This is a genomic window from Azospirillum thermophilum, assembly GCF_003130795.1.
Taxonomy (GTDB): domain Bacteria; phylum Pseudomonadota; class Alphaproteobacteria; order Azospirillales; family Azospirillaceae; genus Azospirillum; species Azospirillum thermophilum.
The window spans coordinates 1,047,310-1,065,520 of record NZ_CP029353.1; the positions used below are offsets into that span (position 1 = coordinate 1,047,310).

Here is an 18,211-nt window from a genome sequence, read left to right on the forward strand (position 1 = left end):
CGACTGCGATGAAGGTGCTTGCCGGCAACAGCAACCGTCCGCTGGCCGAGGCCATCTCCACTTGTCTCGGCGTGCCGCTGACCAAAGCGAGCGTGCGCCGGTTTTCCGACATGGAGGTGTTCGTCGAAATCCTCGAGAACGTGCGCGGCGAGGACGTGTTCGTCGTCCAGTCCACCTCGTTCCCGGCCAACGACAACCTGATGGAGCTGTTGGTCACCATCGACGCGCTGCGGCGCGGGTCGGCCCGGCGCATCACGGCGGTCATTCCCTATTACGGCTATGCCCGGCAGGACCGCAAGACCGGTCCGCGCACGCCGATCTCGGCCAAGCTGGTCGCCAACCTGATCACCCAGGCCGGCGCCAACCGCGTGCTGACGATGGATCTGCATGCCGGCCAGATCCAGGGCTTCTTCGACATCCCGACCGACAACCTGATGGCGGCCCCGGTGTTCGAGAAGGACATCCGGACCAGCTTCGAGGACGTGAACGAGGTGACCATCGTGTCGCCCGACGTCGGCGGCGTGGTGCGCGCCCGCGCGCTGGCCAAGCGGCTGGACGTCGATCTCGCCATCATCGACAAGCGGCGCGAGCGCGCCGGCGTGTCGGAGGTGATGAACATCATCGGTGACGCCAAGGGCCGCCGCTGCATCCTGCTGGACGACATCGTCGACTCCGGCGGGACGCTGTGCAACGCCGCCGTCGCCCTGATGGAGGCCGGCGCCAAGTCGGTGCATGCCTACTGCACCCACGGCGTGCTGTCCGGCGGCGCGGTCGCCCGCGTCGCGGTGTCGCCGCTGGTCCAGCTCGTCACCACCGACAGCATCCAGGCGACCGAGGCGGTGCGGGTCTCCCGCAATATCCGCCAGCTCACCATCGCCCCGCTGCTCGCCGAGGCCATCATGCGCATCAGCGAGGAGAAGTCGGTGTCGAGCCTGTTCACCTGACGCCTGTCTTCCCGGCTTTACCGGACCGGAACGCCCGCCCTCCACCACCGTGGGGGCGGGCGTTCCGCTTTCCGGACTGGCCTTTCAGGAGCGGGGGGCCGGCCTCTCAAGGATCGATCAGCGTGCGGTCGAGCCACTCCTTGACCTCGCGGCAGACCGCTTCGGCCGTTTCGTCCAGGCAGTGGCTGGAGCCCGGCATCAGCACCAGCTTCTTCGGCTCGCGCGCCAAGCGGTGGATGTGCAGCGAGCAGGCGGGCGACAGGATCTCGTCGGCCTCGCCATGGACCAGCAGGATCGGACAGGCGAGGTCGCGCACCGGGTCGGTGCCGTAGCCCTGGGAGGCTAGCCCGATCACCGTGCAGACCGCCCCGCGGTTCGACGCCGCCGCCTGGATCGCCACCGCCGCCCCGAAGGAGTGGCCGACCAGCGCCACATGGTGGATGCCCTCCCGGCCGAGGAAGCTGAGGCCGCACAACACGTCGTAGACGCAGTCCTCCATGTCGCCCGCCTCGCGGAAGCGCACCCGCAGCGAGGCGACGCCGCGCGCCGCCAGATCCGCCGCCAGCCGGGGATAGAGGCCGCGGGCCGGCGTGTCGAACCCGCCGCCGACGCCGCCGATCCACAGCACCGCCAGACGGGCGTCCGCCGCCGGGTAGTAGCGCGCCGCGACCGGCCCGCGATCGGTCTCCATCACGACCGGGCGATATCCGTCCTCCACCGGGTCTTCGACCTCCGCAGTCAGCAACGGCATCGCCTCCTCCCTCATCCGAGCGTCCTTCCGGTAACACTTCGGGGCGCCGGCTGTTGCCTTGCCCCTCTGCGCCTTCCGGCATGCGAGACGAAGCCCCAGCCCGGCTGTTCCTGCCTGGGATACGCGACGGAGCGGAAACAGCGCCCCGGATGGCGGCCGGACCGATGGGTGGACCGGACCGACGGGCGGGCAAGGAGGGGAGATGACATCCTCGCAGATGGTTTCGCGGGACGGGCGGGACGGCGGCCTGCCGGTGGGGGAGGCCGGGGCGGCGGAGCGCTGGGCGGCGATCCTCGGCGGCACGGCGCTCGGGCTGGCCGGGGCGCGCCGCGGCTCCTGGGCCGGGGCCGCGCTGATGGCGCTGGGCGGCGGGCTGTTCCTGGCGGGGGCCGCCGGCGTTCCGGTCGCCCGCGCCCTGCGCGAGGGGCTGGGCGAGGCGCATCTGCCGGACGGCCTGCGCAGCGGCGTGGCGGGGCTGCTGCCGGTGGCGGAGGAGCCGACGACGACCCAGGCGGTGGTGACCATCGCCGCCCCGCCCGAGACGATCTTCCGCTTCTGGCGCAACGTCGCGAACCTGCCCAGGCTGATGAGCCACCTGGAGCGGGTCGACGTGCTGTCGGAGAAGGACAGCCGGTGGATCGCCCGCGGTCCCGGCGGGGTCGAGCTGTGCTGGACCTCCACGCTCGACAAGGTCGAGGAGAATGCCCTGATCACCTGGCACACGCTGGAGGGGGCGGAACTGCCCCACCGCGGCTCCTTCATGCTGGCGCCGGCGCCGGGCGGGCGCGGGACCGAGGTCCGGCTGACGCTGGTCTACCGCCCCCCGGCGGGGGCGGGCGGTCGCGCCGTGTCCCGCCTGTTCGGCAGCGCGCCGGAGCAGCAGAGCCGCGAGGCGCTGCGCCGGCTGAAGCGGCTGATCGAGACGGGGGAACTGCCGACCATCGAGGGGCAGCCGCACGGCACGCGCGGGACCCGGGGCAGGATGCAGGAGGGGATGGAATGAAGGCGCTCTGCTGGAACGGCGTGAACGACCTGCGGGTCGAGCGGGTCGAGGATCCGCGCATCCTCAACCCGCATGACGTGATCGTGAAGGTCGCCCTGTCCTCGGTCTGCGGGTCGGACCTGCATCTGCTCGACGGCTATGTCCCGACGATGCGGCCGGGCGACATCATCGGCCACGAGTTCCTCGGCGAGATCGTCGAGAAGGGACCGGATGTGCGCTATCTCAACCGCGGCGACCGGGTGATCACCGTGTCGATCATCGGCTGCGGCAAATGCTGGCACTGCGAGAACGGCGACTCCTCGCTCTGCGACAACTCGAACCCCAAGCCGCAGTATTCGGAGGCCGCCTACGGCCATTGCACCGCCGGCATCTTCGGCTACAGCCACGCCTTCGGCGGCTATGCCGGCAGCCATGCCGAGTACATCCGGGTGCCCTATGCCGACTTCAACTGCTTCCGCGTGCCGGAGGGCGTGAGCGACGAGCAGGCGGTCTTCGTCTCCGACGCGGCGCCGACCGGCTACATGGCGGCCGACATGGCGGGCATCAGGCCGGGCGACCTGGTGGCCGTCTGGGGCTGCGGCGGCGTCGGGCAGATGGCGATCCGCAGCGCCTACCTGATGGGGGCGGAACGCGTCATCGCCATCGACCGCTATCCCGACCGGCTGCAGGCCGCCCAGATGAAGGCGGGGGCGGAGCCGCTGGACTACACCCGCGTGGACGTCTTCGACGCGCTGCAGGCGATGACCGGCGGGCGCGGCCCCGACGTCTGCATCGACGCGGTGGGGATGGAGGCCGACGGCTACGACACCGGGCTGGAATACTGGTACGACCGCACCAAGCAGGCCATGGGGCTGGAGAGCGACCGCCCCGCCGTGCTGCGCCAGATGGTGGAATGCTGCCGCAAGGGCGGCACGCTCTCCATCGTCGGCGTCTATGGCGGGATGATCGACAAGTTCCCCATGGGGGCCGCGATGAACAAGGGGCTGACCTTCCGCATGGGCCAGCAGCACGGCCAGCGCTATGCCGAGCGCCTGTTCGAGCACATCCGCAAGGGCGAGCTCGACCCCTCCTACCTGCTGACCCACCGGCTGTCGCTGGAGGACGGGCCGGAGGGCTACGCCATGTTCAAGAAGAAGACCGACCACTGCATGCGGGTCGTGTTCGCACCATGAGGGAGAGCGCCATGCAGCTCATCTATGCGTATCCGGCCGAGAAGGGCCGGGGGGTCGAGGCCGAGATCGTCGGCGTGCTCCGCGACCGGCTGGGCGAGGTCGTCCAGACCGGCCGGGAGGAGCGCGACGCCGAGCGCGGCGACCGCACCGACGTCTTCGTCACGCTGGAGGTCGAGGAGTCCGGCGCCGAGACCGCGCTGAACACCCTGCGCGCGCACCCCGTGGTGATCGACGCGGCGGCGCACAGCTTCGGCGAGCGGGTGTGACGCCCCTCACAGCGGCTCCGGCGGCGTGCTGCGGCGGCCGCGGACGGGGGTGCCGAGATCCGGCGGCCGGGCGGTCCAGCGCACGGCGTTGAGGATCACCCGCCGGATCTGCGGGTGGTGGAAGGTGGGGTAGGTCTCGTGGCCGGGGCGGAAATAGAAGACCCGGCCCAGCCCCCGCCGCCAGCCGCAGCCGCTGCGGAACACCTCGCCGCCCTTGAACCAGCTTATGAAGACGAGATCCTCCGGCGGCGGGATGTCGAAGGGCTCGCCATACATCTCCTCCTGCGGCAGCAGGATGTGGTCCTCGATGCCGGCGGCGACGGGATGGCCGGGATCGACCACCCACAGCCGTTCGGCCTCGCCGGCGACCCGGTGCTTCAGGTAGCAGCCGGTGCCCATCAGCGCCAGGAAGGGCTTGGAGAAGTGGCTGGAATGCAGCGGCACGAAGCCCATGCCGCGCTCCGTCACATGATGCCTCACCCGCCCGGCCAGCGCGTCCGGCAGTTCGGCATGGGCGCGGTGGCCCCACCAGACCAGCGTATCGGCGGCGGCCAGCCGCTCCTCCGCCAACCCGTGCTCCGGCTCGTCGAGCGTGGCCGTCGTCACCTCCAGCCCGGCGGCGCGCAGCGGGGCGGCGAGCGCCTCGTGGATACCCTGCGGATAGACGGCCTTCACGGCCTCCTCCGTCCGGTCCTGGCGATGCTCGCTCCAGACGAGAACGCGGGTCATGCGCTGGTTCCAAACTGACGGGGCGCGATCATAGGGACCGGTTCCTGTTGTTGTGGGCCGAACGGTTCATGCAACAGCCTCACGAGGCCCATCCCCGTGCCGAAGACCGCCGCACAGCCCCGCAGCATATCGGATCCGGCAGGCCGGCGCCGCTGTCCCGTCGGCGTGGAGCTGCTGCCGGACGGGCAGGCGCACGCGCGCGTCTGGGCGCCGAAGGCCCGGCAGGTGGAGCTGGTGCTGGAGCCGGACGGCCGGGCGCTGGCGCTGGCGGCGGAGGCGGACGGCTATTTCGCCGGCGCGGTCGAGGGGATGGCGGCGGGCGCGCTCTACCGTTTCCGCCTCGACGGCGGCGCGACCCTCCATCCGGATCCGGCGTCGCGCTTCCAGCCGGAAGGGCCGCACGGCCCGTCGCAGCTCGTCGACCCCGGAGGCTTCGCCTGGACCGACGGGGGCTGGCCCGGCCGCTCCGTTGCGGGACAGGTCATCTATGAGATGCACATCGGCACCTTCACGCCCGAGGGCACCTGGGAGGCCGCGACGCGCGAGCTGCCGGCGCTGGTCGAGCTCGGCGTCACGGTGCTGGAACTCATGCCGGTCGCCGACTTCCCCGGCCGCTTCGGCTGGGGCTATGACGGGGTGGACCTGTTCGCGCCGACCCGGCTCTACGGCCGTCCCGACGACATGCGCCGCTTCGTCGACCGCGCGCACGGGCTGGGCCTCGCCGTCATCCTGGACGTGGTCTACAACCACCTGGGTCCGGACGGGAATTACCTGACCTGCTTCGCCGACGCCTATGTCACAGACCGCTACAAGAACGAGTGGGGCGAGGCGATCAATTTCGACGGCCCGGACTCCGGCCCGGTGCGCGAGTTCTTCCTGGCGAATGCCGCCTGCTGGATCGACGAATACCATCTCGACGGGCTGCGGCTGGATGCCACGCAGCAGATTTTCGATTCCGGCACGCCGCACATCCTGTCGGAGATCAGCCGCACCGTGCGTGCCGCCGCCGGCGGGCGCGCCACCCTGCTGATCGGCGAGAACGAGCCGCAGCACGCCACCATGGTGACGCCGGTGGAGCAGGGCGGCTGCGGGCTGGACGCCATCTGGAACGACGATCTGCACCACAGCGCGATGGTCGCGCTGACCGGGCGGAACGAGGCCTACTACACCGACTATCACGGCACGCCGCAGGAGTTCGTCTCGGCGGCCAAATACGGCTTCCTCTACCAGGGGCAGTGGTACGCCTGGCAGGGCAAGGGGCGCGGCATGCCGGCCTATGGCCTGTCGCCCGCCGCCATGGTCGGCTTCCTGCAGAACCACGACCAGATCGCCAACTCCGGCAAGGGGCTGCGCGGCCATGCCCTGACCACGCCGGGCCGCTGGCGGGCGATGACCACGCTGCTGCTGCTCGGCCCCGGCACGCCGATGCTGTTCCAGGGGCAGGAGTTCGCCGCGAGCACGCCCTTCCTCTATTTCGCCGACCACAAGCCGGAGCTGGCGAAACTGGTGCTGGAGGGGCGGGCCGGGTTCCTGCGCCAGTTTCCCAGCATCGCCACGCCGGAGGTCGGCCCCTGCCTGCCCGAGCCGCATGACGAGCGGACCTTCGTCCGCTGCAAGCTGGACCACGGCGAACGGGACCGCCATGCCGAAGCCTGGGCGCTGCACCGCGACCTGCTGCGCCTGCGCCGCGAGGATGCGGTGTTCCGCGTGCAGCGGCCCGGCCGGGTGGATGGCGCCGTGCTGGCGCCCGAGGCCTTCGTCCTGCGCTTCTTCGGCGAGGCGGGGGATGACCGGCTGCTGCTGGTCAATCTCGGCCGCGACCTGACGCTGCGGATCCTGCCCGAACCGCTGCTGGCGCCGCCCTTGGGCCAGCGTTGGACGAGGCTGTGGTCGAGCGAGGATCCCGTCTATGGCGGCTGCGGCGCCGCACCGGTGGAGCCGGAGCGCGGCAACTGGCACCTGACCGGCCACGCGGCGGTGGTGCTGCGCCCCGCCGGGCCGACTGCTGAAACGACGAAGAAGGACAGCCATGGCTGACATCGTCCGCACCCTGGGCCGCGACGTGCTGGAGTCCTCGCCGGACGCGGCGGTCACCCGCGAATGGCTGGTGGCGAACGGGCTGGGCGGCTATGCGTCGGCCGCCGTGTCCGGCGCGGTGACCCGCCGCTATCACGGGCTGCTGATCGCTGCCCTGCCGGCCCCGCTGGGCCGCGTGCTGATGCTGAGCCAGCTTCGCGACATCGTCCTCGGCGCCGACGGAACCGAGTATCTGCTGAGCGGCCTCGATCCGGCCGAACCGCCGGCCAATGGCGAGGTGCCGGCCGTGCTGCTGGAGTTCCGCCAGGAGATGGGGCTGCCGATCTGGCGGTTCCGCGCCGGCGACGCGGTGATCGAGAAGCAGGTGGTGATGCCCCACCGGCAGAACATCGTCCACGTCACCTACCGGCTGGTGGAGGCGCCCGGGCGGGTGGCGCTGCGGCTGCGGCCGGTTCTGGCCTTCCGCACGCTGGAGGCGGCGGTGGACGAGCCGCTGGCCCGCGACTATCGGATCACCGCCAAGGGGCGCCGCTACGAGGTCTCGGCCGGGCCGGACCTGCCGGTGCTGAACATGACGATCGAGGGGGCGGAGCCGCCGCTGACGCTGGATGGCGGCATCCGGCAGGAGGTCTTCTACCGGCTGGAGGCGGAGCGCGGCTATGAGGCCCGCGGACCGCTGTGGACACCCGGCTTCTTCAGCGCGACGCTGGAGACCGGGCAGGGGCTGACCTTCGCCGCGGCGACCGAGGCCTGGTGGCGGCTCGACGCGCTGCCGCCGGCCGATGTGCTGAGCTTCGAGAACGAACGGCGCCGCCGGCTGGTGCAGACGGCCCATCCGGCATTGCGGGAGGGAGCGATGGCCGAGCTGGTGCTGGCCGCCGACAGCTTCCTGTTCGTGCCGGCCGGCCGCGTCGCCGACCAGATGCGCGCCCGGGCGGAGGGCGACGAGATCCGCACGGTGATCGCCGGCTACCACTGGTTCACCGACTGGGGCCGCGACACGATGATCAGCCTGGAGGGGCTGACGCTCGCCACCGGCCGGCAGGCGGAGGCGGGGTCGATCCTGCGGACCTTCGCGCACTACATCCGCGACGGGCTGATCCCCAACATGTTCCCCGACGGCAAGGACCGCGGGCTCTACCACACGGCGGACGCCACGCTGTGGTTCTTCCATGCGCTGAACCGCTATGTCCGGGCCAGCGGCGACCGGCACACGCTGCGCATCCTGCTGCCCAAGCTGATGGAGGTGGTCGAGCATCACCGCCGCGGCACCCGCTTCGGCATCGGCGTCGACGCCAGGGACGGGCTGCTGCGCCAGGGGCAGGAGGGCTACCAGCTCACCTGGATGGACGCCAAGGTGGACGACTGGGTGGTGACGCCGCGCCGCGGCAAGGCGGTGGAGATCAACGCCCTGTGGTACAACGCGCTGCGCCTGCTCGCCGGCTGGCTGGAGGAGGAGGGGCGGGAGCCGGAGGCGCGGCCGCTGCGCGAGATGGCCGATCAGGCGCACGGGTCCTTCAACGCGCGCTTCTGGTGCGCATCGGCCGGCCATCTGTTCGACGTGGTGGACGGCGAGCATGGCGACGATCCGGCCTGCCGTCCCAACCAGATCTTCGCGGTGTCGCTGGACAACCCGGTGCTGGACCGCCAGCGCTGGGAACCGGTGGTGGAGACGGTGCGCGCCCGCCTGCTGACCCCGCTCGGCCTGCGGTCTCTGGCGCCGGGCAGCCGGGACTACAAGGCGAAGTACTTCGGCGACCTGCGCGCCCGCGATGCCGCCTACCACCAGGGAACCGTCTGGGGCTGGCTGATCGGCCCCTTCGTCGATGCCTGGCTGAAGCTGCATCCCGACGACCTCGCCGGGGCGCGGCGCTTCCTGGAAGGCTTCCTGCCGCATCTGGACGAGGCGGGCATCGGGACGGTCAGCGAAATCTTCGATGCCGAGGCGCCCTTCCATCCGCGCGGATGCATCGCCCAGGCCTGGAGCGTTGCAGAAATATTGCGATCTTGGGTCAGAACGGAATCGCCCATGGACAGCCGGGGAGTGTAACGCGGCTGTCACATCGGGGGTCGCCCGGAGGTCGCCCCCGTCCGACGTGCTATGTCGTAACGGCCGATCGCCGCTGCGCCAACCACCGATTCGGCCAGTTGTCAACAGGACACCATCGGCGGAAAAGCTGCGGCATTTGACGCCTGGACAGAGATTCCGTTTGACAGATGCACCGGGCCGCGAGTCGCTGGATTTGCTAATTTTCGAGCAAGATCAATGTCTTAACCGAATGCACAAAAAATGGGCAAATATGCCCCGGCCCTTATGGAGTCAGTGCCGAATCGGCTCTGCTCAACCGTTACCAACAAACTTATCCACAGAGTCTGTGGAGAGTATGACAAATCGGTCGCAATTCCGCGTCACGGAGACGTGCGTCCCGCTCCATACCCATAGGAGGTAGCTGCTTTGGGTTTTAGGCCCGTGGCGGTCTCCCACCCTATAGTCGAGTGAGGCTCCTTGGACCCGGCAGGTCCAGACCCGGCGACGGGTCCGGTCGAGGTGCGCTGCCGGTCGGGCGACGGAAGGGAGGTCTTCATGCAGGGTGTCTTCGGACTGCCGTACCAGCCTCCGCGCAACCGCACGCGATCCCCGACTCTATCCGGATTGCGCGTGGCCGGGGGCTTCGTCGCGTCCGTGCTCGGTGCGGTCGTGCTGGCGGCGCTGACCCTGCACCTGCTGACGCAGATGGCCGGCCACCTGTCCTTCCAGGACCCGGTCGGGACGCTGGCCGCCATGGGCGGCATGGCGGTCGTGCTGCTGTTGCTGCTGCCCTTCACCGCGCTCTGCGCCCGGCGGGCCCATTCGGTCTGGGTGCGGGGATCGGAACCGCGCTGATCGCCACTGGCGGCGTGAAAGAGTTGCCCTGTCGCTCCGCGAACGATTAAATCGCCTGAGACCGGCCGCATCGGACCGGCCGGCAAGGCACGTCGTTTGCGGAGCGGAGCATGGGCATCCTCGATTTCCTGAAGGTCACGGTGGCCGACAAGGGCAAGGGCAAGACTCCTGCTCCGGCGCGCAAGGCCGCGGGATCGGTCGTCGAGTTCGACGGCAAGAGCTTTCCCATCGCGGCGATCAATGCCAAGGGCTTCGTCGCCGTCCGGTTCGACGGGTCGCTGGTGACGGGCCAGACCGCCCGCGTCAGCGTCAAGGTGGACGAACCGGGCGGACGCTTCTCCTTCGCCACGACCATCGGCGTCGCGGACACCTCCGGCGGAAAGCTGACGGCCGACTGGAACGTCCTGCCGCCCGAGGTGGAGGACGCCATCCGCAAGCTCGCCCAGCCCCGCAAGGGGGCCGGCGGCCGCTGATCTTCCGAAACAGGCCCCGTAAGCGGACCGGCCGCGGAGCGCCGCCGGTCCCGTCCGCTCAGTTGCGCGCGGCGGCCGGCGGGGTGGCGGCGGCCGGGGCCGGCATGCCGGCATTGACGATCTTCGGCGCGGCGACGGTGCGCGCCCGCTCCAGCCATTCCGACAGCGTGACGAACTCGCAGCCCTTGGCGCGCAGCTCGGCGATCACCCGCGGCAGCGCCGCGACGGTGGACGGGTAGGTGGAGTGCATCAGCAGCACGTTGCCGGTGCCCGCCCCGGCCTTGATGTTCTGCACGATCTTGTCGGCGTCGCGCACCTGCCAGTCGCGCGTGTCGATCGACCACAGCACCGACTGCATCTGCTCGTCGCGGGCGATGGTCAGCAGGTCCGTGGTGTAGCGGCCATAGGGCGGACGGAACAGCACCGGGTTGGCGCCGAAGCCGCGCAGGATGCGGTTGGTCTCGGCGATCTCGAAGCGCTGCGTGTCGGGATTGGCGGCGCGCAGGTCCGAGTGGGTCAGGCTGTGGTTGCCGATCTCGTGCCCGCCGGCGATGAAGTCGCGGATCAGGTCGCCCTGGTTCTGCGCCACCTTGCCGACCGGGAAATAGGTCGCGCGCACGCCCTCGCGGTTCAGCACCTCCAGCACCTGACGCGTATGGACGCGGTGCGGGCCGTCGTCGAAGGTCAGGGCGCAGAGGTTCCAGTTCTCCCGCTTCAGCGTGGCGGGCATCACGTCGATCTGCGAGTCCGGCATCACCGCGCGCAGACGGCCCTTGCTGCGGCTCTTCTGCTCGATGTCCGCCATGGTGCGGGCATCTTCGTCGTTGTAGGTGACGGTGCCTTCCGGCGGCGGATTGCCGATGGTGGCGCTGCGGGGAGGCGCCGGGACCGCCAGCGGCAGGGTGGGGGCGGCGGCCACCTGTTGCAGCGGGGTCACGACCGGTGTCTGGCCGCCGGACTGGCCGCCCTGCTGGCCGCTGGCGGGCTTCGCCTCGGCAACGGTAACCGGCACGGTGACGGAGGGCGCGGCGGCAGCGGCGGACGCCACCGCAGCGGCGGCCGGGGCGGCGGCGCCTGCCGGAGTTTGGGTCTGGGCTTGGGCCTGGGCCTGGGCCTGGGCTTGGGCCTGGGCCGGAGGTGTGGCCGGCTTGGCGGCGGAGGCGGTCGACGGTTCGGCTGTCCGGGCCGGCTGGGGCGCGGCCTCGGCAACGCGGGTGGCCGGGGGCGGAGCGGCTTCCGTGACCAGGCAGCCGAACCCGGCGCCGATCACGCGGCGGCACAGAGCGAGACCGTCGGTTCCGCTGGGGGCCGAGGCGCGCAGGGCGACGCCGCCGCCCTGCGTCCTGGCGTCCAGCATCACCACCGCAGGTGTCAGGGCGGCGACCAGGTCGGGCTGGCGCCGCTGCAGCGTCTGCCACGCCCACCAGGCATCGCCTTCCTTCTGGAACAGGCCGAACTGCAGGGTCGGCCCGGCCGGCGCCTTCTGCTCCGCCGCCTTCGCCTGCTCGGCGGGCTTCGTCGCCGGCTTTGCCGGGGTCGTCACCGTCTTGCTTCCCGCCGCGGCCGGGCCGGGCGGCAGGGTCAGCGACAGCGCTGCTGCACCGCCGAGAAGGAGAAGGGCGAGAACCCGGCGCCGCTGACCGGCGACATGCCGGCGGGTGGCTCCGTCAAGGGCAGAATCTGGCGCGTCCGGAGGCTGGCTGATCAACATCTCGTGTCCCGTGCGTTGGCCCAGCCACAATTTGCGGGACCGCCTGAGGGTTTTGCTCCAATACCACCACGTTGGTACTAATTCAAACGACAAGCGGGTGCGGACGCAATAGAAGGGATGCTTTTTCTCCGGGGCGTTGCGGATGGGAAACGGTCCCGCCGTTTCGGAACCTGAGGGGGCCGGCCATGGTTGAGGGCAAAGGACCGGTCACACGTCAGGGAAAGGAGGGAGCCACCCCGATGGCAGAGGATCTGGAGACCCGTATTCGCCAGCGTGCCTACGAGATCTGGGAGCGCGAGGGGCGACCGGAGGGGCGCCGCCAGGATCATTGGGAGCTGGCCCGCGAGGAAATCGCGATCGAGGACAACTATCGCGGGACGCTCAAGCCCAACCCGTCCCACGGCCCGGACGACACAGCCGAGCACACCGAGCCGGTCGAGCCGGTGCTGAGCATGGCGAGCCAGGGCGAGATGCCGGGCATCGCCGACCAGGGCGAGGAGTTCCAGATCCCCGGCACCGGCGACCGCGAGGCGTGGCCGTCGCCCGATCAGGCGGGGCAGGAAGCCGCCGCGCCCCGCAGCACCGGGCGTGCCCGCCGCTCCCGCAAGGCCGGCTGATCCGCTCCCCCGCAGGAAGACCGCGCCAAGGCAGGACCGATCCCAAAGGGATCATCCTCGAAAAGGATCACCATGGACACGAATCTGGAAATCGCCTTCCACAACATGGACACGGTGCCGGAGGTGGAGACCTACATCCGCGAGCGCGCCGAGAAGCTGGAGACGCTGTTCGACCGGCTGGTCGGCATGCGCGTCGCGGTCGAGAACCAGCACCGCCAGCACAGGACGGGCAACGTCTTCGACGTCCATATCGAACTGATGGTGCCCGGCAACGACATCGTGGTCAGCCGCCAGCCGCAGAAGGCGAAGGAGCGCTACGCCAACCCCGACCTGCGCACCTCGGTGCGCGACGCCTTCGACGCGGCCGAGCGGCAGCTCAAGGAATACAAGGACCGCATGCGCCGCGACGTGAAGGCGCACGATCCCGAGCAGCCGGGGCGCGTCACCCAGCTGTTCCCGGCGGAGGACCACGGCTTTCTGATGACCAACACCGGGACGCAGCTCTATTTCCACCGCAACAGCTGCCTCAACGTGATGCTGGAGGACCTGCAGACCGGCGACCCGGTGAAGTATGTCGAGACGGTGGGCGACACCGGCCCGACCGCCTCGAAGGTCTGGCGCGCCGCCGGCGCCGACACCGAACTGCATGCCAGCCTGCAGCGCGGCTGACGCGCCGGGAACGGCCAGGGGAGGCGGCAGGGGAGGCGGGTGTGATATCCGCTCTATCGCGCCCGCCCCATCAGACCCGCCCCATCAGACCCGCTGCGGCGGCTCGGCGGTGGCGGGGGCCGCCGGCTGGGCGATCTCGTCGTTCAGGTCGTAGATGTCCGGATGCAGGCGGATGCCACCGTCCTCCTCCACCGTCGCGGTCCAGTAGACGAAGCGGACGGGGATGGGCTGGCCGAGCTTCACCCACTGCGGCTCCGGCCGGTTCAGCATGCGCTCGACCCGGTCGGGCATCACGCGTTCCGCCGCCAGCATCATTTCGGCGAGCCGCCGCGCATCCTCCAGCCGCACGCAGCCGGAGCTGATGGTGCGCAGCTCGCGCTCGAACAGCCGGGGCTCGTTCGTGCCGTGCAGGTAGATGTTGTAGGGATTGGTCAGGTTGAAGCGGAAGCGGCCCAGCGCGTTGTGGTCGCCCGGCTGCTGCACGATGCGGACCCGGCCCGGCGACACGGTCGACCAGTCCACCGTCTCCGGCGCCACCGGCTCGCCGTCGAGATAGACCAGGGCGTTCTGGATGCCGGGCGTTCCCTTGGCGCGCAGCAGGGGGAGCTTGTCCTCCTTCAGCACGGTGGGCGGCACGGTCCAGGTCGGGTTGACGATGATGTGGGTGATCCTGTCCTGCAGCAGCGGCGTCTCGCGCGACGGCCGGCCGACGATGGCGCGCATGGTCAGCGCCTCCTCGCCGTCGCGGACGAAGGTGGTGGTCTGGCTCGGCAGGTTGACCAGCAGGACGGTGTCCGGCGCGGTGTCGCGGAAGCTGCGCATCTCCGCCGCGGTGCGGCGCATCTGGGCGGCCGTCTCCTGCGGCGTGCGGTCCAGCGCCGCCCGCGTCCCGGCGCCGACCAGCCCGTCGGGCTTCATGCGCTGGCTCGCCTGGAAGGCCCGCACCGCCATGTCGACCGCCGGGGTGAACTGGTCGCCCGCCTGCTCGGCCGGCAGCAGCCCCAGCTCCGCCAGCCGCTGCGTCAGCCGGGCCACCCGCTCGCCCGACACTCCCTTCTTCAGCGTGGCGCCGGATTCGATGCGCGGCGCGGCCGGCGCGGGGTTCCCCTCCATCTCCGTCGCGGCGGCGTCGAGCCGGTCGGCCCAGCTCGTCAGGGTGTCGCGGTAGGGCGCGGCCTGCGCCGGACGGCCCGCGCCGGCCGAAAGGACGGTCGATACCGCCAGCAACAGGGCGGTGAACGCCCGTGTCGCGAAGTGGGTGGCGGTTGCGGTCATGGTGCTTCCCTCGCTTGCCGGTCCCGAGGCGGGATCGCCGCGCCTAATCTAAGCATCCGGATGCCCGGACGCGAGCAGCACCGCGCGAATCCCCGCCGGGAACTCCCTTCGTGTGACCTTCCTGCCAGCGGAGCTAGGCGCGCCTATGCATTTTGATCACACCCGGGGAAAATTTTCGATTGCCTATGAGCAAGTCATTCCCTATACGGATAACCGCCGGGCGTCACCACACCATAACGGATATGCCCGGCCACCTCCGTGATGACCGGGGACCGACCGTAAGAGTCGGCGCTGGTACCTCTCCGCTCGCCAGACGCATTACAGAGGGTTCGGGAATGCTTTTGCGGGATGACGAGCGCGCCGCGCCCGAAATGGGGCGGCGCGGCTTCCTGGGTTTTGCCGCGGCGGCCTTCGGGTCCGCGGTTTCTGCGACCGCCGTTACGTCTGCCGTGACCGTCGCCCCCGTGCTGCTCGGCTCCTCGCCGGTCGAAGCCGCCCCGCTGGCGGGTGGTGTCCGGCGGCTGTCGCTGCACAACGTCAACACCAACGAACGGTTCGACGGCGTCTACTGGGCCGACGGCCATTACAAGGCCGACGCGCTGAAGCGGCTGGACGTGCTGTTGCGCGACCATCGCGCCAAGCAGGTCTGCAAGTTCGATCCGCGCCTGTTCGACCTGCTTGCCCGCCTGCACCAGACGGTGGATTCGGACGAGCCGTTCCAGGTGATCTGCGGCTTCCGCTCGCGCAAGACCAACGCGATGGCGCGCCGCCGTTCGCGCGGCGTGGCCAAGGAAAGCTACCACATGCGCGGCATGGCGGTGGACATCCGCCTGCCGGACACCGACCTGCGCGGCCTTGCCGGCATCGCCCGCGGCATGCAGGCCGGCGGCGTCGGCTATTATGCGCGCAGCGGCTTCGTCCATGTCGACGTCGGACCGGTGCGGAGCTGGTGATCCGCACCGCGTGACCGGCCGGCTTTCCCTTGCGGCCGGCCTCTGTGCTAGCCTCCCCCCTCCGGCCGGACCGTCCGGCCGGACCATCGGGATCTGGATCGGGATCGGGGGATCATGGCAAGCATCGGCGAAGCGCTTCTGATCGCCCTCGACCATCACCAGTCGGGGCGGGTGGCCGATGCCGAAACCCTCTACCGCCGGATCCTCGAGGTCGAGCCCGGACAGGCCGATGCGCTCCATCTGCTGGGCGTGCTGCGTGGGCAGGAGGGGGACGGCGACGCCGCACGCGGTCTGATCCGCCGCGCCATCACGCTCGATCCCGGCCACCGCGATTACCCTGTCAATCTCGCCAACACGCTGCTCGCCTTCGGCCATGGCGCCGAGGCGGCGGACAGCTTCGCCCACGCCCTGGCGCTCGACCCCGCCAACGGCGAGGTGGCCGCGAAGCTCGCGGCATTGCGGACCCGGCAGGGCGGCAATGAGGCCCGTGCCCTGATCGCCCGCGTCCTCGCCGCCGCCGCATCGGCGGAGACGCTCTACGACCTGGGGCTCGCGGCGCTGGAGCGGGACTGGCTGGACGAAGCGAAGGCGCTGTTCGGCCGGGTGGTGCGGATGGCTCCGGACTCGGTGGTGGCGCAGGCGAACCTCGCCCTTCTGCTGCACCGGACGGGGCAGGTCGCGCAGGCGGAGCGGCACTACAGGCTCGCCCTGATGCTGCGCCCGGCCTTCGCGGAGATGCTGCGCGGCCTGGGGCTGATCGCCTTCGGGCGGCGCGGCGCCGACCGGACGGCGGGACGGCAGGCCGCCGCCTGGCTGGGGCGGGCGGCGCGGATCGTGCCGCTCGACCGCGATACTGCCATCCACTACGCGGTGCTGCTGCTCGACCAGGACCGGGCGCCGGAGGTGCCGGCACTGCTGGTCCCGCTGGTGCGGGCCAATCCACAGGACATCCTGGCCCGCTACAACCTCGCCCTGGCGATGGCGGAGGCGGGGCTCCCCGGCGCGCTCGACCATCTGCGCCGGCTGCTGGCCCTGGCTCCCGACCTTGGCGAGGCGATGAACGCGCTGGGAGCCGGCCTCGGCTCGCTCGGCTACGCGGGGGAGGGGCTGCGCTGGCGCCTGCGGGCCTGCGCGGCGCAGCCCGGCCGGATCGACTGGTGGCGCAACCTGCTGATGGCCCTGCTCTACGTCCCGGGCCTGGACGCGGCCGAGCGGTTCGAGCTTCACCGCCACCTGGACCGCTTCGGCCCGCCGCCCGCCCCGGCGGTCCACCGCAACCGGCCGGATCCGGGGCGCCGGCTGCGCGTCGGCTATCTCACCTCGGACCTGCGGGCCTTCCAGCCGGTGTCGCGCAACATGCTGCCGCTGTACGAGGCGCACGACCGCGATCGGGTGGCGATCCATACCTACGCCGACGTCGCGAAGCCCGATGCGACGACCGCCCGCTTCCGCGCCCTGTCGGACGGCTGGTGCGCCATCGAGGGGATGGACGACGCGGCGGTGGCGGAGCGCATCCGCGAGGACGGGATCGACGTGCTGGTGCTGCTCGCCGGCCGTTTCGACCGCAACCGGCCGCTGGTCTGCCGCCATCGCCCGGCGCCGGTGCAGGTCAGTTTCCTGGATGCCGCGACCTCCGGCCTGTCGGCCGTCGACGGCATCGTCACCGACCGGATCATGACCCCGCGCCACGGGACGGAGCTGTTCACCGAGCGGCCGCTGCGGCTTCCCAGCTATTACCTCGCCGCCATCCCCGCCGACGCGCCGCTGGTCGGGCCGTTGCCGATGCTGGACGACGGACTCGTCCGTTTCGGATGCTTCAACAATCCGACCAAGATCTCCGACGGGACGCTGCGGCTGTGGGCGGCGCTGCTGCGGCGGCTGCCGAAGGCGCGGCTGCTGCTGAAATACATGGAGCGCTACCGCAATCCGCTGGCGCTCGGGCGCATTCGCGACGGCCTCGTCGCCGGCGGCGTCGATCCGGCGCAGGTCGAAACGCGGCTGGAGGCGATGTGGGACCGCGTCGATACGGTTCCCGATCATCTCGCGGTCTATCAGCGGGTGGACGTGGCGCTCGATCCCTTCCCCTTCTCAGGCTCCACCACAACCTTCGAGGCGCTGAGCATGGGCGTGCCGGTGGTTGCGCTGCTGCAGGACACCATCGTCAGCCGCTGGTCGGGGTCGATGCTGCATGCGGTCGGGCTCGGCGAATGCGTCGCGCGGTCGGAGGCGGAGTATCTCGACATCGCCGCCGGTCTGGCCGGCGATCCGGCCCGGCTGGCCGCGCTTCGCGCCGGGCTGCGCGCCCGGCTTGCCGCCTCGCCGCTGTGTGACGGTCGGCTGCGCGCCCGCCAGTTGGAGAGGGTCTATCGCGCCTTGTGGCGGCGCTGGTGCCGGCAACAGGCCGGCACCTGATAAAGGAGTGCCGGCAACAGGCCGGCATTTGCACCAGGACGACGCGGCGGGCCGGAAGCGGCGCCATCCGCGCCGTTCTCCCCCGGTCAGTTGCGCGACGGCGGCTTGTTGTTGCGATAGATGTCGGCGGGGTCCCAGACGGCCCCGTGGCGGCGGCGCGGCTTCTTCGAGTCGGCCGCCTTCACGCGGGGGCTGCGCAGTTTCATCGTGGGCGGCGGCGGCTCGACCACCTCCACCGGACGCTCCGCCGGGGCGGCGGGGATCGCCGGAACCTCGGCCTGCCCCTCCGGCTCCACGATGTGCGGCGAGAGGGAG

General features: G+C 70.8%; 16 protein-coding genes. 12 read left to right on the plus strand and 4 right to left on the minus strand.

Features of this window, described 5'->3' with window-relative positions:
- The first annotated feature begins 8 nt into the window (after positions 1–8).
- Positions 9–944, plus strand: a complete 936-nt coding sequence (locus DEW08_RS11030) for a ribose-phosphate pyrophosphokinase (protein ID WP_109327108.1) — start codon at positions 9–11, stop codon at positions 942–944.
- A gap of 106 nt (positions 945–1,050) precedes the next feature.
- Here DEW08_RS11030 and DEW08_RS11035 read toward each other — a convergent pair whose 3' ends face one another.
- The gene (locus tag DEW08_RS11035) at positions 1,051–1,695 is read right to left on the minus strand and encodes an alpha/beta hydrolase (protein ID WP_109329747.1); all 645 of its coding nucleotides are present in this window, start codon (positions 1,693–1,695) and stop codon (positions 1,051–1,053) included.
- A gap of 202 nt (positions 1,696–1,897) precedes the next feature.
- Here DEW08_RS11035 and DEW08_RS11040 point away from each other — a divergent pair, with 202 nt between their 5' ends.
- The 3 genes from DEW08_RS11040 to DEW08_RS11050 are packed head-to-tail and all read left to right on the plus strand — an operon-like array spanning position 1,898 to position 4,136.
- Positions 1,898–2,698, plus strand: a complete 801-nt coding sequence (locus DEW08_RS11040) for an SRPBCC family protein (protein ID WP_109327109.1) — start codon at positions 1,898–1,900, stop codon at positions 2,696–2,698.
- Positions 2,695–3,870 carry a zinc-dependent alcohol dehydrogenase gene (locus DEW08_RS11045; protein ID WP_109327110.1) on the plus strand — a complete coding sequence of 392 codons (1,176 nt, stop codon included), beginning with the start codon at positions 2,695–2,697 and terminating at the stop codon, positions 3,868–3,870. Before DEW08_RS11040 ends, DEW08_RS11045 begins: the two co-directional genes overlap by 4 nt.
- 11 nt (positions 3,871–3,881) lie before the next feature.
- Positions 3,882–4,136 carry a hypothetical protein gene (locus tag DEW08_RS11050; RefSeq protein ID WP_109327113.1) on the plus strand — a complete coding sequence of 85 codons (255 nt, stop codon included), beginning with the start codon at positions 3,882–3,884 and terminating at the stop codon, positions 4,134–4,136.
- 6 nt (positions 4,137–4,142) lie between these two features.
- Here the strand turns inward: DEW08_RS11050 and DEW08_RS11055 are convergent, their stop codons facing one another.
- Positions 4,143–4,865 (minus strand): ThuA domain-containing protein, encoded by a 723-nt coding sequence (locus DEW08_RS11055; protein ID WP_109327114.1) that lies wholly within the window; start codon positions 4,863–4,865, stop codon positions 4,143–4,145.
- A gap of 96 nt (positions 4,866–4,961) precedes the next feature.
- Between DEW08_RS11055 and treZ the strand changes: the two genes are divergently transcribed.
- The 4 genes from treZ (at position 4,962) to DEW08_RS11075 (ending at position 10,259) form a co-directional block, all read left to right on the plus strand.
- Positions 4,962–6,902, plus strand: coding sequence for a malto-oligosyltrehalose trehalohydrolase (gene treZ / locus DEW08_RS11060; protein WP_245986574.1), 1,941 nt, complete (start codon positions 4,962–4,964; stop codon positions 6,900–6,902).
- The gene (locus DEW08_RS11065; RefSeq protein ID WP_109327120.1) at positions 6,895–8,952 is read left to right on the plus strand and encodes an amylo-alpha-1,6-glucosidase; all 2,058 of its coding nucleotides are present in this window, start codon (positions 6,895–6,897) and stop codon (positions 8,950–8,952) included. The genes treZ and DEW08_RS11065 overlap by 8 nt, the downstream gene beginning before the upstream one ends.
- A gap of 534 nt (positions 8,953–9,486) precedes the next feature.
- On the plus strand, positions 9,487–9,786 hold the full coding sequence (locus DEW08_RS11070) for a hypothetical protein (RefSeq protein WP_146214684.1): 300 nt from the start codon (positions 9,487–9,489) through the stop codon (positions 9,784–9,786).
- A 110-nt stretch (positions 9,787–9,896) separates the two neighbouring features.
- Positions 9,897–10,259: a hypothetical protein gene (locus DEW08_RS11075; protein ID WP_109327133.1), complete on the plus strand. Its 363-nt coding sequence runs from the start codon at positions 9,897–9,899 to the stop codon at positions 10,257–10,259.
- Positions 10,260–10,317: 58 nt separating this feature from the next.
- Here DEW08_RS11075 and DEW08_RS11080 read toward each other — a convergent pair whose 3' ends face one another.
- On the minus strand, positions 10,318–11,802 hold the full coding sequence (locus tag DEW08_RS11080; protein WP_245986575.1) for a polysaccharide deacetylase family protein: 1,485 nt from the start codon (positions 11,800–11,802) through the stop codon (positions 10,318–10,320).
- Positions 11,803–12,209: 407 nt separating this feature from the next.
- Here DEW08_RS11080 and DEW08_RS11085 point away from each other — a divergent pair, with 407 nt between their 5' ends.
- Positions 12,210–12,587 (plus strand): DUF2934 domain-containing protein, encoded by a 378-nt coding sequence (locus DEW08_RS11085; protein WP_109327139.1) that lies wholly within the window; start codon positions 12,210–12,212, stop codon positions 12,585–12,587.
- A gap of 72 nt (positions 12,588–12,659) precedes the next feature.
- A complete protein-coding gene (locus DEW08_RS11090) occupies positions 12,660–13,256 on the plus strand; it encodes an HPF/RaiA family ribosome-associated protein (RefSeq protein WP_109327142.1) in 597 nt (198 codons plus the stop codon).
- A gap of 84 nt (positions 13,257–13,340) precedes the next feature.
- On the opposite strand, the gene DEW08_RS11095 is transcribed toward DEW08_RS11090, so the two are convergent.
- Complete coding sequence (locus DEW08_RS11095) at positions 13,341–14,531, minus strand: L,D-transpeptidase family protein (protein ID WP_109327143.1); 1,191 nt, start codon at positions 14,529–14,531, stop codon at positions 13,341–13,343.
- A gap of 449 nt (positions 14,532–14,980) precedes the next feature.
- Here DEW08_RS11095 and mepK point away from each other — a divergent pair, with 449 nt between their 5' ends.
- Positions 14,981–15,484: a peptidoglycan L,D-endopeptidase MepK gene (mepK, locus tag DEW08_RS11100; protein ID WP_245986576.1), complete on the plus strand. Its 504-nt coding sequence runs from the start codon at positions 14,981–14,983 to the stop codon at positions 15,482–15,484.
- Positions 15,485–15,598: 114 nt separating this feature from the next.
- Positions 15,599–17,896: a tetratricopeptide repeat protein gene (locus tag DEW08_RS11105; protein WP_109327146.1), complete on the plus strand. Its 2,298-nt coding sequence runs from the start codon at positions 15,599–15,601 to the stop codon at positions 17,894–17,896.
- Positions 17,897–18,211: the final 315 nt, after the last annotated feature.